The following is an 18,035-nucleotide window of genomic DNA, read 5'->3' as shown; positions in this document are numbered from 1 at the left end:
TATACTGGCGGGTCAAATTCCAGGGATGTGAAGTCAACGGCCATGCAAGCAGGAGTCCCCCCCTCTGTGAAACCCGAGAATCGCGCGCTCTGTGTTGACCTCGACGGCACCCTGCTACGTTCGGACATCCTGTACGAATCACTGTTGGCGCTGTTGGCCCACAACCCCCTGTACATCTTCCTGATTCCATTCTGGCTGCTTGGTGGCAAGGCCGCGGTCAAGCGACAGCTCGCTTCGCGCGTGCAGCTGCCGGCCGAGACCCTGCCTTACGACGAGCGGGTGCTTGAGATCCTGCGCACCACCACCCAGCGCCCGCGCGTGCTGTGCACCGCTTCGGACCAGATCCTGGTGCAGCCGATCGCCGACCACCTGGGTCTGTTCGAAGAAGTCATGGCCAGCGACGGCCACACCAACCTGTCCGGCCACAACAAGGGCAAGGCACTGGCCGAGCGGTTCGGTGAGCGCGGCTTCGACTACATGGGCAATGGCCGGGTGGACCTGCAGGTCTGGGCCCACGCTGGTGGTGCGATTGTGGTCAACAACGGCGAGGGCCTGGCCCGTGACGCGGCCCGGCACACCGACGTGCTCGCGCACCTGCCCGCGCAGAACGGCGGGCTGCTGACCTGGATCAAAGCCCTGCGCATCTACCAGTGGCTGAAGAATCTGCTGGTGCTGGTGCCGCTGCTGACCGCCCACCGGTTCCTTGATCCCATCGCACTGATCGATGCGGCAACCGCCTTCCTGGCGTTCGGCCTGTGCGCGTCCGGCGTCTATCTGCTCAATGATCTGCTCGATCTGACCCCGGACCGCATGCACCCGCGCAAGCGCAAGCGGCCCTTCGCGGCAGGCACGCTGCCCTTGCTGCACGGCCTGTTGGTCGCCCCTCTGTTGACCCTGGCCGGCTTCGGCCTGGCGCTGGTCTGCGGCTGGGAGTTCGCGCTGGTCCTGCTGTGCTACTACGTCATGACCCTGGGCTATTCACTGCAGCTCAAGCGCATCGTGATGATCGATGTGGTGCTGCTGGCCGCGCTGTATACCGTGCGCATCATCGGCGGCACCGTGGCGATCGGCTCGGAACTGTCGTTCTGGCTGCTCGCGTTCTCGATGTTCGTGTTCCTCAGCCTGGCCATGCTCAAGCGCTACACCGAATTGGCCTCGGCGCTTGCCAATGGCAAGGATCTGGCCATCGGCCGCGGCTATTCAGTCGCCGACCTGCCGCTCGTGCAGTCGCTGGGTGCAGCCGCCGGCTATATCGGCGTGCTGGTGTTCGCGCTGTATATCAACAGCCCGGAAAGCCTGGAGCTCTATCGGCACCCGAAACTGCTGTGGCTGTTGTGCCCGATCCTGCTGTACTGGATCAGCCGGATGTGGATCGTCTCGCACCGCGGTGACATGCATGACGACCCGATCGTGTTCGCGGCCACCGACCGTGGCAGCCAGGTGGTCATCGGCCTGTGCGTGGTGATCGTGCTGGCGGCGATATGAGCCGCGGCAGCGGCCAGTCCTGGGGCCGCTACCCCGAGGTGGCCCAGCGCCTTGTCCCGGTCACCGACCGGGCGGCCGCGCTGCCGCGCCTTGATATGTCCCTTCTGCCGCATGGCAACGGCCGCAGCTACGGCGACAGTTGCCTCAATCCCGACGCCGCGTTGCTCATGTGCCGCGCTCTGGACCGCTTCATCGCCTTCGACCCGGCCACCGGCGTCCTGCGCTGCGAGGCTGGCGTCACCTTGGCCGAAATCATCGACATCGCCCTGCCGCAAGGCTGGTTCCTGCCGGTAACCCCCGGCACGCGCTACGCCACGGTAGGCGGCGCGATCGCCAACGACGTGCACGGCAAGAACCACCACCGCGCAGGCAGCTTCGGCCACCATGTCCGGTGCCTGGAACTGCTGCGCAGCGATGACCAGCGCGTCGAACTCGATCCGGACGATGCCAGCGGCCTGTTCGCCGCCACCATCGGCGGCCTCGGCCTGACCGGGGTGGTCACCAGGGCCGAGCTGCAGCTGCGCCGCGTGCCCGGCCCCTGGATTGAAACCGAGTCGATCCGCTTCAACTCGCTGGACGAGTTCTTCACCCTGTCGCGCGATTCGGCGGCGGACTTCGAGTACACCGTGGCCTGGATCGACTGCCTGGCCAGCGGCAGCCGGCTTGGACGCGGGCATTTCCTGCGTGGCGACCATGCCCGGGGCAACCCGCGCGCGGCCACCCCCAGCGCAATGCCACGCCGCAGCATTCCCTTCGTGCCCCCCGTATCGATGGTCAATGGGCTCACCCTGCGGCCGTTCAATACCCTGTATTACTGGCGGCAACCGGCGCGCAGCAAGCGCCAGGTGAGCCACTACCAGAGCTACTTCTACCCGTTGGATGGCATCAACCACTGGAACCGGATGTACGGCCCGGCGGGCTTCCTGCAGCATCAATGCGTGCTGCCGCCCGAGCATGCGCGTGATGCCACCGCGGCGTTGCTGTCGGAGATTTCGCGCAGCCGGCGCGGCTCGTTCCTCGCCGTGCTCAAGGAATTCGGTGATGCGCCCGCCCGTGGCATGCTTTCCTTCCCGCGCCCGGGCACCACGTTGGCATTGGACTTCCCCAACACCGGGCCGGACCTGTTCAGGATGCTGGACCGGCTGGACCGCATCGTTGGCGACGCTGGCGGCGCGGTGTACCCGGCCAAGGATGCCCGCATGTCCGGCGCATTGTTCCGCCAGGCCTTCCCGGCCTGGGAAACCTTCAGTTCCCACATCGATCCCCGTTTTTCGTCCGGCTTCTGGCGCCGGGTCATGGAGTAAGCATGCAGAAAGTACTCATCATCGGCGCCACCTCCGCCATCGCCGAAGCCGTTGCCCGGCTTTATGCGGCGCGCTCGGCCGCCATCTTCCTGGTCGGCCGCAACAGCGCACGCCTGGAGACCATTGCCGCCGATCTGCGCGTGCGCGGCGCCGCGCAGGTGGCCGCCTATCCGCTGGACGTCAATGACTTCGCCGGTCACGCGGCCATGCTCGACGCCGCCTGGGCCGCCCACGGTGGCATCGACACCGTACTGGTCGCCCACGGCACCCTGCCCGACCAGGCGGCCTGCGATGCCTCGGTGGATGTGGCCCTGCGCGAGTTCACCACCAATGGCACGTCCACCATCGCGCTGTGCATCGCGTTGGCCCAGCGTTTGGCACCGGGCAGCAATCTGGCCGTGATTTCTTCAGTCGCTGGCGACCGCGGCCGTGCCAGCAACTATCTGTACGGGAGTGCCAAGGCGGCCGTCAGTGCGTTCCTGAGTGGACAAGGCCAGCGCCTGCGCAAGCAGGGCATCAACGTGCTGACCATCAAACCCGGGTTCGTGGATACTCCGATGACACAGGCGTTCAAGAAGGGCGCGCTGTGGGCATCGGCGGACAAGGTCGCACAAGGTATCGTGCGCGCATCGGACCGTCGCCGTGCGGTCGCCTATCTGCCGGGTTTCTGGTGGGCGATCATGATGGTGATCAAGAACATTCCTGAATTCGTGTTCCGTCGTATTTCGCTCTAACTCTCCAAAGAAAAAGGACACTTTGCGATGCCGGATATTGACCACGATCTTGATGTTCTCTATCAACATCGGTTTCCGAAAGAGGAGCTGGCCAACAAGAACCGTATCTGGCAGGTTCTGTGTACCCAGTACTTCAGCCGCTTCGTGAACCCTGGCGACAGCGTCGTTGATATCGGCGCTGGCTACTGCGAATTCATCAACAATATTCCCGCAGCACGCAAGATCGCAGTGGACCTCAATCCCGACGTGCGCAGATTCGCCAACGATGGTATCCAGATCATCAATGAATCCTGCACCGAGGTGAGCTCGATCCCGAGCAACAGTATCGACGCCGTGTTCATGAGCAACTTCCTCGAGCATCTCCCCAGCAAGGATCTGGTCCTGCAGACCTTGCGTGAGAGCGCGCGCATGCTCAAACCCGGTGGCCGGGCGATCATCCTGCAACCCAACATCCGCTTCCTGTACGACGAGTACTGGGACTACTTCGACCACCACACCGCGCTGAGCGACCGCAGCCTGGTCGAGGGCGTGCTGATGGCGGGACTGGAACCCAGGGTGGTCATCCCCAAGTTCCTGCCCTACACCACCAAGAGCCGGTTGCCGCAGGCGCCGTGGCTGGTTTCCCTTTACCTGCGTATTCCGCTGGCATGGCACATCCTGGGCAAGCAGGCCCTGGTCGTCGCTTACAAGCCCGGCTGATCCTTCCATACTGGTACTCGAGTTCGTCCATGGCACAGAAGAATGACAAGATTGTCCTGACCGGCGCTGCAGGCCTGGTGGGGCAGAACCTCATCGTCGAAATGAAGCAGCAGGGTTATACCCAGCTGGTGGCCATCGACAAACACGCACACAATCTCGAGATCCTGCGCAAGCTTCACCCGGACGTAAAGACGGTCCTGGCCGATCTTGCCGAGCCGGGGGAATGGACCGCGGCCTTCGAAGGTGCCCGCCTGGTGGTGCAGCTGCATGCGCAGATCACCGGCAAGACCACCGACTTGTTCGTACGCAACAACCTGACTGCCACCGAACGCGTGCTGGCCGCCTGCAAGGCAGCGGGCGTTCCCTACATGGTGCATATCAGCTCGTCGGTGGTGAACTCGGCGGCCAAGGACGATTACACCAACACCAAGCGCGAGCAGGAAGAAATGGTGGTGGCCAGTGGCCAGCGCCATTGCGTACTGCGCCCGACGCTGATGTTCGGCTGGTTCGATCCCAAGCACCTGGGCTGGTTGTCGCGCTTCATGGCACGCACGCCGGTGTTTCCGATTCCCGGCGATGGCAAGTTCATGCGCCAGCCCCTGTACGAACGCGACTTCTGCCGTTGCATCGCCAAGTGCATCGAGACCGAACCGGATGGCCAGGTGTTCGATATCGTGGGGGATACACGTGTGGACTACGTGGATATCATCCGCACCATCAAGCGCGCCAAGAAACTGCGCACGGTGATCGTGCATATCCCGATCGGCTTCTTCGCGTTCCTGCTGCGGACGTACTCGATCTTCAGCAACAAACCGCCGTTCACTGCGGACCAGCTCAAGGCGCTCAGCGCAGGCGATGACTTCAAGGGTGTCGATACCGAAGCCGTGTTCGGCGTTCGCCAGACCCCGTTCGAGGCCGCCATCCGCGAAAGCTATACCGATCCGCGCTACAGCCACATCGTGCTCCAGCGCTGACCCCACAGATAAACGGACGACATTCGAATGAGCAACTTTGCCATCATCGGCAGCGGCCCCATGGGTCTAATGGCAGCCCTGGAGCTGCTCAAGCAGGGCCACAAGGTCGACATCTACGAGCGCGACGACCGCATTGGCGGCATGTCGGCAGACTTCGACTTCGATGGCCTTCGCATCGAGCGCTACTACCACTTCATCTGCAAGACCGACTACCCGCTGTTCAAGCTGCTCGAGGAGATGCAGCTGTCCGATCGCCTGCACTGGACGGACACCAAGATGGGGTACTTCTACGAAGGCAAGCTGCACAAGTGGGGCACGCCCTTCGCGCTGCTGGGCTTCCCGCATCTGGGCCTGATCGACAAGGTCCGCTATGCCCTGCACGTGATGCATACCAAGGGCATCCAGGACTGGACCGCGCTGGACAAGGAAAACGCGCGCGACTGGATCACCCGCTGGATCGGGCCGAAGGCCTACAAGGTGATGTGGGAAAAGGCGTTCGCGCTGAAATTCTTCGAGTACCAGAACAAGCTGTCGGCGTCGTGGATCGGCACCCGCATCAAGCGTGTGGCGCTGTCGCGACGCAACCTGTTCAACGAAAGCATGGGCTACCTGGAGGGCGGCTCGGCGGTGCTGCTCGCACGCATGGCCGATGAAGTGCGCCGCTTGGGTGGCAACATCCTGCTGGGCCAGCCGATCCAGGAAGTTACCTCCGAGGCCGGCAAGGTGACAGGCATCCGCACGCCCGATGCCCACACGGTCTATGACAGCGTGGTGTCCACCGCACCGATCCAGTACGTGCCGAAGCTGGTTCCTGGCCTGCCGCCGGCATTCGCCGAACAGGTCGGTGCGATCGAGAACATTCCCGTGGCCTGCGTGATCCTCAAGCTGTCGCAGCCGGTCAGCGAGAACTTCTGGATGAACATCAGCGATGACCGGATCACCATCCCCGGCCTGATCGAATACAGCAACCTCAATCCGGGCAACGGCCCAGGCGAACACATCGTGTATGCGCCCTACTACATGCCCACAACCCACCCCAAGTGGCAGTGGAGCAACCAGCAGCTGATCGATGAAGTGATCAGCTACCTGCCGATGATCAACCCGGCATTCAAGCCGGAGTGGATCCGCGCGACCCACTGCCACCGCTATGAGTTCGCACAGACCATCTGCCCGCCGGGCTTCCAGGAAATGCTGCCGGCGATGAAGACGCCGCTGGAAGGTTTCTACATGGCCGATACGGCGTACTACTATCCGGAAGACCGCTCGATCAACGAGAGCATCGCCGTGGGCAGTACGCTGGCCAGGTTGGCCGCGCAGGGAGTTGGCGGGAAGTGAAGGGTTTGATCCTGTCCCGTCAGTTCGTGCTGTTCCTGTTCGCTGGCGGCTTCGCGGCTGCGGTCAACATCGGCTCGCGTATCGCACTCAGCCAGTGGCTGCACTACGTTCCGGCGATCGTCATCGCCTACTGCCTGGGCATGATCACCGCATTTACGTTGAACAAGCTGTTCGTGTTCAACCAGACCCGCAGCCAGCTTCATCACCAGATGTTGTGGTTCACCGCCATCAATCTCGCCGCCGTTGCACAGACACTCCTGATCAGCCTGTTGTTCGCGAAGTGGTTGCTGCCGGGCATGGGGGTGGATTTTCATAACGAAACCATCGCCCATGCCATCGGTGTGGCGGTACCGGTCATCACCAGCTACATCGGCCACAAGCGGCTGTCGTTCGCGTAACGACACCTCGAACCAGAACAAACAGGTACTCCTGCATGCTTCAACTCGCCCATCCGCAAACGGATCGCTCCACCTCATCGCTCAGGCAGTGGGGTGCGTTCTTCGTGGTCATCCTGTTCGTGGTGGCCTACAAGAGCACTGATGCACTCAGCCACCCGCAGTTCTGGGCGGAAGATGCGACGGTGTTCTTCAAGGACCAGTTCGGCAATGCCCTGCCACAGCTGTTCACCCCGTATGCCGGCTATCTGCATACCCTGCCGCGCCTGGTAGCGTGGCTGGCTTCGTGGTTGCCCGCCGCGAAGGCGCCGCTGATCTACAACGCAGGTGCGATCCTTCTGTGCGCCGCCGCCATCACGCTCACCTGCCGACGACTGAGCCTTTATGTTCCGGTGTGGGTCGTGGCACTGTCCTTCCTGGCAGTGCCCACCAGCAGTGAGATATTCGGCACGATCACCAACGCCCAGTGGATCCTCCAGTTCACCATGGCAGCCTATTGCCTGACGCCGCCGGAAAAGTCGACGCCGCGCTGGCTCACCGGGGCACGCGCGGTGGCCATCGCGCTCATCGCACTGACCGGGCCTTTCTCGATGCTGTTGTTGATGGTCATTCTGGGCGTGATCACAGCAAGCTTTCTGTCCAAGCGGCTGGGGCTGGATCCGTTCAACGGTGCGCTCAGCGGATTCATCGCCCGTCGCGACGGCCCGGTGCTGGGAGCCCTGGCGCTGGGTGCGCTGGTGCAAGCGTATGTACTGGTGACCCATCCTCCTGCACAACATGAAGTGGCACAGCCGCTACTTACCGCGCTGCACACCACGTTCACCCAGATCGTCCCGAACCACATCTTCGGCGGCGACTTCCTGATCGACTGGGTCTGGATTGCGCTCTATGCGCTGATCATCTGTACGCTGATCGGGTCGCGCAAGGTCAACGGAACGGCGCGCCTTGTAGTGCTGGGCTTCCTGGCGCTGGCGGCCGTCGAGTGCTTTCTTCCGATGCTGCGGATTCCCGACCTGGAACAGATCCGTCCGCTCCCCGCCGCGGACCGCTACTTCTACCTCATCAAGGTCGTGTGGTGGTGGTCGGTATGGCTTGCACTCACCGACGGCTCCCGACGCAGCCGCTACCACGCCACCGTGGCGACGACCGCGTTGATCTGCTTCTTTGCCGTCACCAACCTCCAGTACATGAGGCGGGCAATGCTCACCGAGCAGGATTGGCCCGTACATGCCGCCGAACTGGCGCAACCCGGCACGCATACCATTCCCGTCAATCCACCGGGTTGGAGCATCACCGTCGAATCCAGCGGAGATGAGGCCAGCAGATGAACATGCCGCTGCCTTCCAGTCAGTTCATGAAATTCCTGGTCGCCGGCGGACTTGCCGCCGCGGTCAACGTCGGCTCGCGCATCCTGCTCAGTCATTGGCTGCCCTACGTACCGGCCATCCTCGTGGCATTCTGCCTGGGGCTGGTCACGGCCTTCGTGCTCAACAAGATCTTTGTGTTCAACCAGGCCAGCAATCGCCTGCACCATCAGGTCTTCTGGTTCGTGGCGATCAACCTTGCCGCTGTCGCACAGACCCTTCTTATCAGCCTGCTGGTCGCGCGTTGGCTGCTACCGCTGCTGCGTGTCGATTTCCACAATGAAACCATCGGGCACGCCGTGGGTGTCGTGGTTCCTGTCATCACCAGTTACATCGGCCACAAGCGGCTTTCGTTCCGGTCGTGAACCGGCCCGGCAGGTAACCACCGTCATCCAACGACTAAGGCGCTTGAACCGGCGCGGCAGTGAGGACCCGGTCCGCGTCGGCAGAGGTCGGGATCACCAGCCGCGCGAACGTGACCGGGTAGTCCGCGTTCCACAGCCGTCGCGTTCCGCTGTCGCCGTAGACGGTGAATGCCACTACCTTCCGCTTGTGCAGCACGTCCTGCTGCTGGCGGGAGGCAAGCGCAACGAAGTCCCTGGCATCCAGCACCGTCGGCGACAACAGGAAGCCTGTCTGGGTTGAGCCCGCAATCAAGCGGAAATCAGCGGTGTCGCCGTTCTCATAGCGGACCTTGATTGACAGTTTGGGCAACTTGTACAGGGTGGACATGAGCCGACCCGCAAAGGTCGGCCGGATATCCATCGTCACCCACACCGGATCGTTCCCGTCGGGTACCACAACTTCCTGACCCACGTTGGCGCTGAGCCGCTTTTCATCCAGCGGCTGCAGAGCCACAGCCGGCTGCCTGGCACGCTCAAGCACCGCGTAACCGCCCTCCATCGATGTGGGCGAATAGCTTCCCAGCAGCGGCAGCCAGCTGGCGCCATCATCCAAAGATGGGTAGCGATGATCGATCGGATCCACCTTGAAGTAGATGCGCGACGGCGGATCCTTGAGCAGGTGATCGGCATTCGCCCTGGCGAGAGAAGGCGTGTAGGCCGAGTAGCTCTGCAGGATGGGACGCGGCTTCCAGATCGACCCTGCCGCGATCACGGGCGCGATCTCGACCGGATAGACATCCGCCGTACCGGTGTACCCCGCAAACGGAGCCCGCGCGCCGAACGCCGCAGAAATCGCGGTGAACTGGTTATCCAAGGCCGCAGGGTCGCGCACACGCGCCACCAGTCCCAGCACCGGCTGGCGGACCATCTGGGCGAAGCGCGCGGTCGAGGCCTCCCATGACACGGAAGCGTATGGGCGGGTGATCACGCCCCAGCCAGCCAGGCCAATGACCAACGCCAGGCCTCCCCATCGGCCTGCGCGGGTCAGGCACAGGAACGTCCCCACCATTGCCAGAGCCACTGCCGCAGTCAATGCATGCAGATCGTGACGCACGAAACCCGATTTGAAGGTGACGAAAAGGTAGGCCGCGATCATGACCGTGGCGTACCAGTGCCGGCGTACGCCACCGACCAGCGACAGGCCCAGCAGCAGCACCGCGGCCAGCAGGAAATGGAGGATGTCCTTCTTGCTGCCGACCACGGACATGCCGTCGGTGTAGCCCGAAACGATGGGCGCCTGCGCGATGAAGTATCGCGGAAGGTCAAGCAGCGCCTGCCCGGAGGCCATCCATACCAGCGGCATCACCAGCAGTTGCACGGCAATGGCCAACACGACGGTCCGTCGGTCCGCGCGCCAGCCCATCAGTACCGTCACCACAGTGGCCAGCCCGACCATCACGCTGAAGTTTCCTTTCACCAGCGGCAGGATGGCCATGGCGGCGGCCAGCAGGCAGATCGTGGCAGTGAAAGGCCTGCCACGCTCGATCCCTCGCGCCACGACGCAGGGAAGCAGGACCGGAAGGAACAGGAAGGCGACGTCGCGGCTCACTCCCAGACTGAGTACCACCGGCAGCAGAAGCAACCACATGCGCCACCGGGGTGGGGTACTGGCGAACATGCCCGCGAAGAATGCAACGGCGATGAGCAGCGATCCCGCCAGCATCAGGCCGTCGGTGGCGGGGTGGTACATGGTCGTGTAGACCGATGCCAGCGGCCCGAAGGTAAAGATGATGTCCTTGCCAAAGCGCAGATGTTCCGCCGTGGCGTGGTTCATCGCGTAGATCCACGATCCGTCGAGGCTCTCGAACGGCATGGCGGGACTGAATGGGGTGACCATCAGTACCACGAGAAGGAAGCTCACCAGGCAGCCGCAGATCGCCCATAGGGGCGTCGTTGCTTCACCACGTTCGGGCTTGCCGCCCATTTCCTTCACCGTCTGATTCATCGCCTGCCTCTGACCGTTGCAGCACGGCCTGGGCAATACCGCGCGGGCGCGCGACGGGCAGCAGACCACTCTTTTGTTCGGAGCAAATTGTAGCCGCAATCCCACCGTGCCATCAGCGCATGGCTTCAGGGTGAGGCGCGTGGTGCTTTGCACCTGCACCTGCACCCGCTACATTGAGGAGAAACAGCCTCGGCCTCGCGCATGAAACGACACACCCCCCTGCTTCTGCTGACCCTGTTGGCCACTGGCTGCCACCCTGCAGCCTCGCCCTCGGCAGCCCCCTTGTCCACCACGGCGGCCGCGCCGATCGGAAGGGCCTGCCTGGCAGCGGTGGTCCACGACCTGCAAGTGGCATGGCCGGACAACAAGGCCGTGAACATCGTGGCCTTCGGACACAGCGTGCCGGCCGGATTCGGCGTCACGCCTGCCGTGCACAAGCGCGATGCCTACCCCCGACTGCTCGAAGACGCGTTGGCCGACGCCTATCCGCATGCCGTCCTCAATGTCATCACCGCCGCCGTAGGGGGCGAAAATTCCCAGCAGGGGCGTGCACGGTTCCAGCGGGATGCCTTGGCGCATGCCCCGCGCGTGGTACTGATTGATTACGGCCTGAACGACCGTGGGCTGGCGTTGCAGGCTTCGGCCCGCAACCTGGCGGCGATGATCGTGGAAGCCCGCGCGGCGGGGGCATGCCCGGTGCTGCTGACGCCCACGTGGGACGAACAAGCCGCGCCGGACCGTGCCGGCGATCCGCTCAGGGCCCAGGCAGCGATGATCCGCCGTCTGGGAGAGCTCACCGATGTCCCGGTCGCCGACAGTCTTGCCGCCTTCCAAACCTACAGCGGTGACCGCCACCGGCTGATGGCGCAGTTCAACCACCCCAACCGCGACGGCCATGCGCTGGTGGTGGGGCAGCTGATGCCGTTGTTCACGCCGTCCGGCGACCCGCCGTAACGGCCCCTCCCCGGCTGCCGCGCTACGGCGCCGGCAGCGGGGCTGCAGTATCCGTGCGATGAAGCGTGAGCAATGCCGGCTGGCAGACCAGGGAGCGGTTGCCATCCTCCTGCAGGACGCGGATCCGGACATCCTCCGGCAGTCGACGCAGGTCTACGAAGGCATGGAAGCCGGCGTACTCAAGGTTGGGCTGGTGAAAGTAGTTGGACACATCAGGCCGGGACACGCGATGGACCGGCAGTACGATGGTGTGACCATCGGACCCTTCGGCAAGCAGTGAGATACCCTGGCCGATCCGGCCCTTTTCGCCGTCCAGCGCGGCCCAGCCGCGGATGAGCAGCATGCGGCCAGGGCGCTCCATCGCCGCACCGGTGACCGCGACGCCGTCAACATCTTCGATGTTGCAGTTGCCACCGACCGGGTACGAGGCCACGGCAAGCCCCTCCTTCCAGGGTCCGGACAGTGCGACATCGGCTTCCGTCGTGGCGGGAATGTCGAGACGTGCAAACGCGACCTGATAATCAGGCCGCCACATCACCCGCGTTCCTCGTTGACCACGCACGCCGAACGCAACCACGCGGCGCTTGCCCAGCAGATCATCACGGCTGTGCGAGCTCAGCGCCACGAACTGATTGGCATCGGTCACGGTCGGCGACAGCAGGAAGCCCGACTCGCCCATGCCGGCGATCATGCGGTACAGCGACGTGCTGCCGTCCTCGTACATCACTTCAAGCGACAACTCCGGTGCCTTGTACAGCGTGGCGTAGAGCTTGCCGAGCAAGGTGGGTTTGATGTCCATCGACACCCAGACGGGGTGTTCCCAGCCCGATACGGCAACCCTCTCGCCAAGGCGCGCGGTGACCCGCGTGGCGGGGCCCGGCTGCAAAGCTGCGGCCGCGGATGCCCGGTGTTCAAGCAGCGCATAGCCGCCGTCCAGGGTTTTCGCCCTGAAGCTTCCCAGCAGATCAAGCCAACTCGCCCCGTCTTCCATCGCGGGATAGCGCTGGTCGATCGGATTGATGGCGAAGTAGATGCGCGCAGGCGGGTTGGACTTCAGGTGGTCCGCGTTGGCCTTGATCAAGGAAGGGGTGAAGGCCGCATAGCTCTGCAGGATCGGACGCGGCTTCCAGGTCATCTCGGACGCAAGCAGGGGCGAGAGGTCCCACGGGTAGACGTCGGCCTGCCCCTGCTGATCGGCAAAGGGAGGGCGATTTGCCAGCAGCGCGCGCCGGCGCTGGTACTGCTGTTTGAGCGCGTCGGCATCGGTCAGCCGCTGCCACACTCCCTGCGCGGGAATCCTGATCGCCTCACCGACACGCGCCACGGACGCAAGCGGATCCGGCGGCAGGATCGCAAACGCGATCAACACCCAGCCCAGCATCCCTGCGCCGAGCGCAACGACACCCCTTCGATGCGGGCTGCCCGGCATGAGGTAAAGGAGCAGCCCAAGCAGAAGCAGTGCCGATGATGCGATGAAGGCGTGCGGTGGGTCGTGTCGTACGAAGCCGGACTTGAAGGTTACAAACAGGTAGAGCGCGACGAGGATCGGGGCATACCACCGCGTGCGCAGGCCACCCAGCGCAGAAGCCACCACCATCACCGCGCCCACGAGGATGAACACGGCCAGATCCCACAGACGACCATCGACCGAGGTCGACATGCCATCGGTATAGCCGGAAATGATCGGCAGCTGCGCGATGAAGTATCCCGGCAGGTCCATCAGCGCCTGTCCGGCGATCAACCACGCAGCAACCAGGGCTACGATTTCGATCACGGCGATGCCGATAGCCAGGCGCCGCGAGACGGGCCAGCACAGAATCGCCGCAATCAGGCTCGCCACCGCCGCGATGAGGCTGAAGTTGCCCTTCACCAGTGGCAGGATGCCAATCGCCACGGCAAGCAGGCAGATCGTGCCGATCGACAGCCGACCGGTTTCACGACCACGAACCACGACGAAGGGGAGCAGCAACGGAAGCAGCATCAATACCGCGTCGCGCCAGCCGTCCCAGTCGGGCAACCAGGCCAGTCCGATGCAGAGTGGAAACAAGGGCAACAAACCACGTCGACCGGGTTCCACCGCGCTGAACAACCCAGCGAACATCGCAAGGGAAATCAGCAATGAACCCCCGATCATCAAGGCATCGGTGGCAGGGTGGTAGACGCTGGTGTACACCGACGCCAGCGGCCCGAAGGTGAAGATGATGTCCTTCCCGAACCGCATCTGCTCGGCCGTGGCGATGTTCATGGCGTAGGCCCATGAACCGTCGACACCGGCGATCGGCATTTCGGGAGAGAAGGGGGTCAGTACCAGAACGGTAAGCACGCAGGCGATGATGCTTGCGGCCCACCCCCACGTGGTGGTGGCGGCCGCCTGGCCCGCTGGGTTCGTGTTTTCCATGATGTCCTGGTGTCCGGGAGTGTCTGCGTCCGATCAGTGCCGCCATTCTCGCCAATCGGGGCGTTCCGGACCAGCATTCCCTCCGGCACGGCCGCAGGAGGTCAGCCGGCGAACAACGCGCCCAGCTTGCGGGCAACACGCGTACCCAACGATGCCTTCTTGCGCACCGCGAACACCCCTTGCGGCAGCGCCTCCGTAGCCTCTGTGAAGTGGATCCAGGCGGCTTGGTCCCCGATCTGCCGTTCCACGAAGGCAAGCGGCATCGCGGCCCAGCCATAGTTGGATGCTTCCAGCACTTCCGCATGACCGGCCACGGCGGCATAGACATGCTCACCCAGCGCGTAGCGGCGTCGTGCATCGGCCGGGTCTGCGAACATGCGGGCGTAGTCGTCTTCGTACTGGTTGCGATCAGTGAGCTTGTAGGAACACGCCTCACACAGCTCAAGGAACTTGTCGGTGGTTGAGGTCATCACCAGGGTTCCGCCCGGCTTGAGCACACGCATCAACTCGCCCAGCCAGAAGGTGGCCGATGCCTCGGAGAGATGGGAGAACACCGAGAAGGCGTAGATGACCTCGAAATGGCCATCCTCGTGCTCGAGCCGCGCGTTGGGCCCGATGGTGCTCAACGTGCCGGCAACGCCGGTGGAGCGGGCCACCTCGATGATCGCCTCGTCCACATCGACACCATGCAGGTTCTCGGCGTCCACATCGTTGAGGAAGAAGCGGATGATGCGCCCCCAACCCACCCCGAAATCGAGCACCGGTGAGCTGCGGCGGAGTGGGTAGCTGGCAGCCTTCACCCGCTGGTAGAAGTCGAATGCTTCGGCCAAGGCGACTTCATTGGACTTGCCGACGAAAACCTCCTGCTGCTGCTTCGGCGGGAATCCCGGCAATCCCGGATCTGGATCATTCACTGACCTGACGATGCGTTCGTACCACAGCTGATCATCCATCGACTTTCTCCACTGGTCAGACCCTCAGGAAGGCAACACGGAAATCCCCTGCATCTCATAGCGATCATGATGAAGTGCGGTGGCAGGCAACCGGGTCGTGGCTGCAAAATACCCTGCCTGCTCAACCCACAACACGAACAGCCGCTCGATGACATGGGCGAGCGTAGCATCGAACTGACCCGCTTCCGGGTCGAACTCGGCCAGGGCGATGCTGCGATCACGCAGCGCCTGCAAGGCCGCAGGCCGGAACCAGAACATCGTTCCAGCAAAGAAACCCAGTCGGATCCTGCTGTCGTCAATGCCCGTTTCCGCAGCAAGGCGACGCAAACGCTCTTCGTTTCCACCCCAGAAGCGGGCATTGCAGACATAGGCGTGCTCAGGTCCGATGATGCCGCAGCCCGGCTCCTGCTTGAACGCCTGCAGGATCTTCAGCACGGTGTGCGAGGACCCCAGCAGCGACTTCATCAGTTCATCGCGCCATTGCCCACCCGCGCCATGATAGACACTCTTCTTGGAGTGGATTTTGCACACCGCGTCATAGCGGTCCAGCAGCCCGCTGTTGAGCAGGCTGACGAACGGCCCCACGTCGCGGCCGATGTTGGGATGCACGAAGACGAACGCGCGTACGTGATGCTCTTCGAAGAAGCGCACCGCCAGCCGACGGTCGGTGAGTGATTTCACCGACACGAACACGTCGTGATCGGCAATCAGATTGCGCATGTAGCCGTGGATCGATTCGATCAGATCCATGTGGTACAGGTGCAGTACGATGGCGAACCGCGCCTTCAGGTCATCGGCGGGGATCGCCCCCACACCGTAGCGCTGCAGTTCTTCCTGCGTCAGCCCAGTGGACCCGGCCGCCACCAAGGGCATCACATTGCTGCGTGTCTGGCGCATCCGCGACACTTCTTCTTCGACCTTTGCCAGCATCGTCGGATCGGTGATCAGGTTGGACAGGCCGACGTCGTTCACGCCGTTAGGATCATCGCGAAGGACTTCGGTCTTGATCACGCCGAACTGCCGGTACAGGTCGTCCCACAGGTAGTGGACGGGGTTGGCCTGCTGGAGTTCAAACTTGCCGGGAGCAGTGGACAAGCCTTCACGCTCCCGCTTGCGCTTCACGCGCCCGGCCAGCTTGCGCAGACCTGCAGCATCGGGCTGGAAAGCCGCGGCAATGCGCACGCCATGGTGAAGCAGCCACTGGGTCAGGCCGACCTCATAAGAAAGGATGATTTCCCACTTGTCGTCCAGCACCCGTACATCCCGCCAGAACTGATCGAAGTACTGGCTGAAGAACACGTCCTTGCGCACGACCAGGAAGTACGACTGCAGATGGCGGTTGACCTGATAGGACTCGGTCATGCCCCAAGCGCCACAGTCGACATCGCGCATCTTTGAGAACGCCCTGTCCAACCCGGTCGGGTCGACCAGCAATACGCTGTCGTTGGCGATGATCAGCTCGTCGTAGGCATACAGCCCTTCGACCGCCAGCACACCGGTGCGGAACGAATAGAAGTCATAGCCCACGTTCTCGCGCACGATGACGGTGATGCGGTCGTCCAGGCGTTCGGCCTGGTCCGGCGCCAGGCGCGTGGAGACCAGTACGATCCGCTCGGCATGCAACAGCAGACCGTCGAGCAGGCGGCGCGTGAAGTCGGTCAGCAGCCCTTCGGGATCGAAATGTGCAACCACCGCAACGCGGCGGACGGGCTTCATGCGTTCCATGCGTGGTAGACCCTCACGGCAAACGCGCGAAGACGTGGGAACGGCCTCAGGCACCTGCCGATCAGGGAACGCAGACCCGGCCGCGGCCTGGAGATGATGCCCTGCGGGTTGGTTCTGCGGACTTCCGCCGAGAGCAGCACCACATCATTGACCAGGCGCTCACGATCATCCAGCAGCGCCTTCAGGCGGGTGCCGCCGAGGGCGCGCAACAGCGCTTCGTCCTTCAGCAGCTCCTGTTCGGACCCCTTGCCGTTCAGCGCCGCATGCGTCGCTTCCAGATAGGCCAGCCCGTGCTTGAGATCCGGCTCCAGATGGCAACCTTCACCCCATTCGTTCCAGGCGTTGATGAAGAGCAACTGGTCTTCCGGCGCGTTGTTCACCCGCGTGTACTCGACCAGACGGCTGAGCCAGTACTGGTAGATCGACGGCGAAGCATCCATCAGGATGTGCGAGGTGTGCTGGCGCCGTGCCGTGTTGTCCCACGACGGTACGATGCCGCGGTACCAGCGGAAGTCGGGCTTGGGACGACTGATGGACTGCGCCGCCACCTTGCGGTAGTCGACGAGACCGCCCCGGAACTCCGGATTGGTGATGTCCACAGGTTGAGTGAAGCGGTTCTCCGCCCCGATGAACGTGTGCGGCGGGAACTCGACCGCGGCATCGAAGCCCCATTCGTGCGGATCGACGATGCCGTAGAACTGCACCGCCGCCAGGTGGATCTCCCCAACGCCGTGTTCGCGGGCGACGCTGCGCCAGCGCTCGACGGTTTCCTTGGAATCCGGGAACAGGTCCGCGCGGTAGACGAGCAGCATCGGCTTGCCGTCCACCTTGATGGCGCGGCGGTCCTTCAGCAACGGCAGGATGTCCTCAAGGAAGCGCCTGTCCTCGTCCTCGCCGTGCTTCTGCTCAAGCAGGACGTCCTTCTCCAGACCATCCCAGGTGCGGGTCCAGTTCTCATTGGCCCAGCACACGCAGAACGGGAACTCGATGTCGCTCTTGAGGAAGTTGTCCAGCGGCAGCTCGAGGATGCGACGGCCGTCGAACCAGTAGTAGTAGAAGCAGAAACCGTGGACGCCATAGAGCGTGGCCAGCTCGGCCTGCGCACGCATGTTGTCGACCAGACGAAGATCGTAGAAGCCCAACTCGCGCGGAACATGCGGCTGATAGTGGCCAACGAAATTCGGCTTGCCCTTGGCCACATTGGTCCACTCGGTGAAGCCAGGGCCCCACCACTCGGAGTTTTCCGCCACCGGGTGGTACTGCGGAAGATAGAAGGCAATTGGCTTGACAGTCGACATGTTCATCCCTAAATGGTGGTTCGATCCAGGTGAACGGGACGCCTGGATTGTGGTGATTGCTGACGTAC

General features: G+C 63.3%; 15 protein-coding genes. 10 read left to right on the top strand and 5 right to left on the bottom strand.

Features of this window, described 5'->3' with window-relative positions; all coding sequences use genetic code 11:
- Positions 1-42 precede the first annotated feature (42 nt).
- From AC3IPM_RS02775 to AC3IPM_RS02735, 9 genes are read left to right on the top strand one after another with little or no spacing between them, the layout of a single operon-like run.
- A complete protein-coding gene (locus AC3IPM_RS02775; protein WP_489302413.1) occupies positions 43-1,485 on the top strand; it encodes a UbiA family prenyltransferase in 1,443 nt (480 codons plus the stop codon).
- Complete coding sequence (locus AC3IPM_RS02770; RefSeq protein WP_489302412.1) at positions 1,482-2,789, top strand: FAD-binding oxidoreductase; 1,308 nt, start codon at positions 1,482-1,484, stop codon at positions 2,787-2,789. The genes AC3IPM_RS02775 and AC3IPM_RS02770 overlap by 4 nt, the downstream gene beginning before the upstream one ends.
- Positions 2,790-2,791: 2 nt before the next feature.
- Positions 2,792-3,523, top strand: coding sequence for an SDR family oxidoreductase (locus tag AC3IPM_RS02765; protein WP_489302411.1), 732 nt, complete (start codon positions 2,792-2,794; stop codon positions 3,521-3,523).
- Between the two features lie 27 nt (positions 3,524-3,550).
- Positions 3,551-4,222, top strand: a complete 672-nt coding sequence (locus AC3IPM_RS02760; protein ID WP_489302410.1) for a class I SAM-dependent methyltransferase — start codon at positions 3,551-3,553, stop codon at positions 4,220-4,222.
- 29 nt (positions 4,223-4,251) lie between these two features.
- The gene (locus tag AC3IPM_RS02755; RefSeq protein ID WP_489302409.1) at positions 4,252-5,196 is read left to right on the top strand and encodes an NAD-dependent epimerase/dehydratase family protein; all 945 of its coding nucleotides are present in this window, start codon (positions 4,252-4,254) and stop codon (positions 5,194-5,196) included.
- A 27-nt stretch (positions 5,197-5,223) separates the two neighbouring features.
- Entirely contained in the window at positions 5,224-6,531 is a 1,308-nt protein-coding gene (locus AC3IPM_RS02750) for an NAD(P)/FAD-dependent oxidoreductase (RefSeq protein ID WP_489302408.1), read from the top strand.
- Positions 6,532-6,539: 8 nt separating this feature from the next.
- Complete coding sequence (locus AC3IPM_RS02745) at positions 6,540-6,929, top strand: GtrA family protein (RefSeq protein WP_489304001.1); 390 nt, start codon at positions 6,540-6,542, stop codon at positions 6,927-6,929.
- Between the two features lie 35 nt (positions 6,930-6,964).
- Entirely contained in the window at positions 6,965-8,254 is a 1,290-nt protein-coding gene (locus tag AC3IPM_RS02740; RefSeq protein WP_489302407.1) for a hypothetical protein, read from the top strand.
- Entirely contained in the window at positions 8,251-8,655 is a 405-nt protein-coding gene (locus AC3IPM_RS02735; protein ID WP_489302406.1) for a GtrA family protein, read from the top strand. The genes AC3IPM_RS02740 and AC3IPM_RS02735 overlap by 4 nt, the downstream gene beginning before the upstream one ends.
- A 34-nt stretch (positions 8,656-8,689) precedes the next feature.
- Here the strand turns inward: AC3IPM_RS02735 and AC3IPM_RS02730 are convergent, their stop codons facing one another.
- Positions 8,690-10,639, bottom strand: a complete 1,950-nt coding sequence (locus AC3IPM_RS02730; RefSeq protein WP_489302405.1) for a hypothetical protein — start codon at positions 10,637-10,639, stop codon at positions 8,690-8,692.
- A gap of 282 nt (positions 10,640-10,921) precedes the next feature.
- On the opposite strand from AC3IPM_RS02730, the gene AC3IPM_RS02725 reads away from it, so the two are divergent.
- Positions 10,922-11,593: an SGNH/GDSL hydrolase family protein gene (locus AC3IPM_RS02725; RefSeq protein ID WP_489302404.1), complete on the top strand. Its 672-nt coding sequence runs from the start codon at positions 10,922-10,924 to the stop codon at positions 11,591-11,593.
- Between the two features lie 22 nt (positions 11,594-11,615).
- On the opposite strand, the gene AC3IPM_RS02720 is transcribed toward AC3IPM_RS02725, so the two are convergent.
- From AC3IPM_RS02720 to AC3IPM_RS02705, 4 genes are all read right to left on the bottom strand, one after another.
- Positions 11,616-13,991 (bottom strand): hypothetical protein, encoded by a 2,376-nt coding sequence (locus tag AC3IPM_RS02720; protein ID WP_489302403.1) that lies wholly within the window; start codon positions 13,989-13,991, stop codon positions 11,616-11,618.
- Between the two features lie 101 nt (positions 13,992-14,092).
- Positions 14,093-14,944 (bottom strand): class I SAM-dependent methyltransferase, encoded by an 852-nt coding sequence (locus tag AC3IPM_RS02715; RefSeq protein ID WP_489302402.1) that lies wholly within the window; start codon positions 14,942-14,944, stop codon positions 14,093-14,095.
- A gap of 24 nt (positions 14,945-14,968) precedes the next feature.
- Positions 14,969-16,669 (bottom strand): rhamnan synthesis F family protein, encoded by a 1,701-nt coding sequence (locus AC3IPM_RS02710; RefSeq protein ID WP_489302401.1) that lies wholly within the window; start codon positions 16,667-16,669, stop codon positions 14,969-14,971.
- Entirely contained in the window at positions 16,657-17,967 is a 1,311-nt protein-coding gene (locus AC3IPM_RS02705; protein ID WP_489302400.1) for a glycosyltransferase WbsX family protein, read from the bottom strand. The genes AC3IPM_RS02710 and AC3IPM_RS02705 overlap by 13 nt, the downstream gene beginning before the upstream one ends.
- Positions 17,968-18,035 lie beyond the last annotated feature (68 nt).

Source organism: Stenotrophomonas sp. GL_111, from assembly GCF_057835245.1.
Note: the sequence above shows the minus strand (reverse complement) of the source record. Positions and strands in the feature narration are given on the sequence as shown.

Excerpts from the sequence above, each read along its gene's own strand:
- AC3IPM_RS02775 (WP_489302413.1), top strand. The coding sequence starts at position 43 with ATGCAAGCAGGAGTCCCCCCCTCTGTGAAACCCGAGAATCGCGCGCTC.
- AC3IPM_RS02770 (WP_489302412.1), top strand. The coding sequence starts at position 1,482 with ATGAGCCGCGGCAGCGGCCAGTCCTGGGGCCGCTACCCCGAGGTGGCC.
- AC3IPM_RS02765 (WP_489302411.1), top strand. The coding sequence starts at position 2,792 with ATGCAGAAAGTACTCATCATCGGCGCCACCTCCGCCATCGCCGAAGCC.
- AC3IPM_RS02760 (WP_489302410.1), top strand. The coding sequence starts at position 3,551 with ATGCCGGATATTGACCACGATCTTGATGTTCTCTATCAACATCGGTTT.
- AC3IPM_RS02755 (WP_489302409.1), top strand. The coding sequence starts at position 4,252 with ATGGCACAGAAGAATGACAAGATTGTCCTGACCGGCGCTGCAGGCCTG.
- AC3IPM_RS02750 (WP_489302408.1), top strand. The coding sequence starts at position 5,224 with ATGAGCAACTTTGCCATCATCGGCAGCGGCCCCATGGGTCTAATGGCA.
- AC3IPM_RS02740 (WP_489302407.1), top strand. The coding sequence starts at position 6,965 with ATGCTTCAACTCGCCCATCCGCAAACGGATCGCTCCACCTCATCGCTC.
- AC3IPM_RS02735 (WP_489302406.1), top strand. The coding sequence starts at position 8,251 with ATGAACATGCCGCTGCCTTCCAGTCAGTTCATGAAATTCCTGGTCGCC.
- AC3IPM_RS02730 (WP_489302405.1), bottom strand. The coding sequence starts at position 10,639 with ATGAATCAGACGGTGAAGGAAATGGGCGGCAAGCCCGAACGTGGTGAA.
- AC3IPM_RS02720 (WP_489302403.1), bottom strand. The coding sequence starts at position 13,991 with ATGGAAAACACGAACCCAGCGGGCCAGGCGGCCGCCACCACCACGTGG.
- AC3IPM_RS02715 (WP_489302402.1), bottom strand. The coding sequence starts at position 14,944 with ATGGATGATCAGCTGTGGTACGAACGCATCGTCAGGTCAGTGAATGAT.
- AC3IPM_RS02710 (WP_489302401.1), bottom strand. The coding sequence starts at position 16,669 with ATGGAACGCATGAAGCCCGTCCGCCGCGTTGCGGTGGTTGCACATTTC.
- AC3IPM_RS02705 (WP_489302400.1), bottom strand. The coding sequence starts at position 17,967 with ATGTCGACTGTCAAGCCAATTGCCTTCTATCTTCCGCAGTACCACCCG.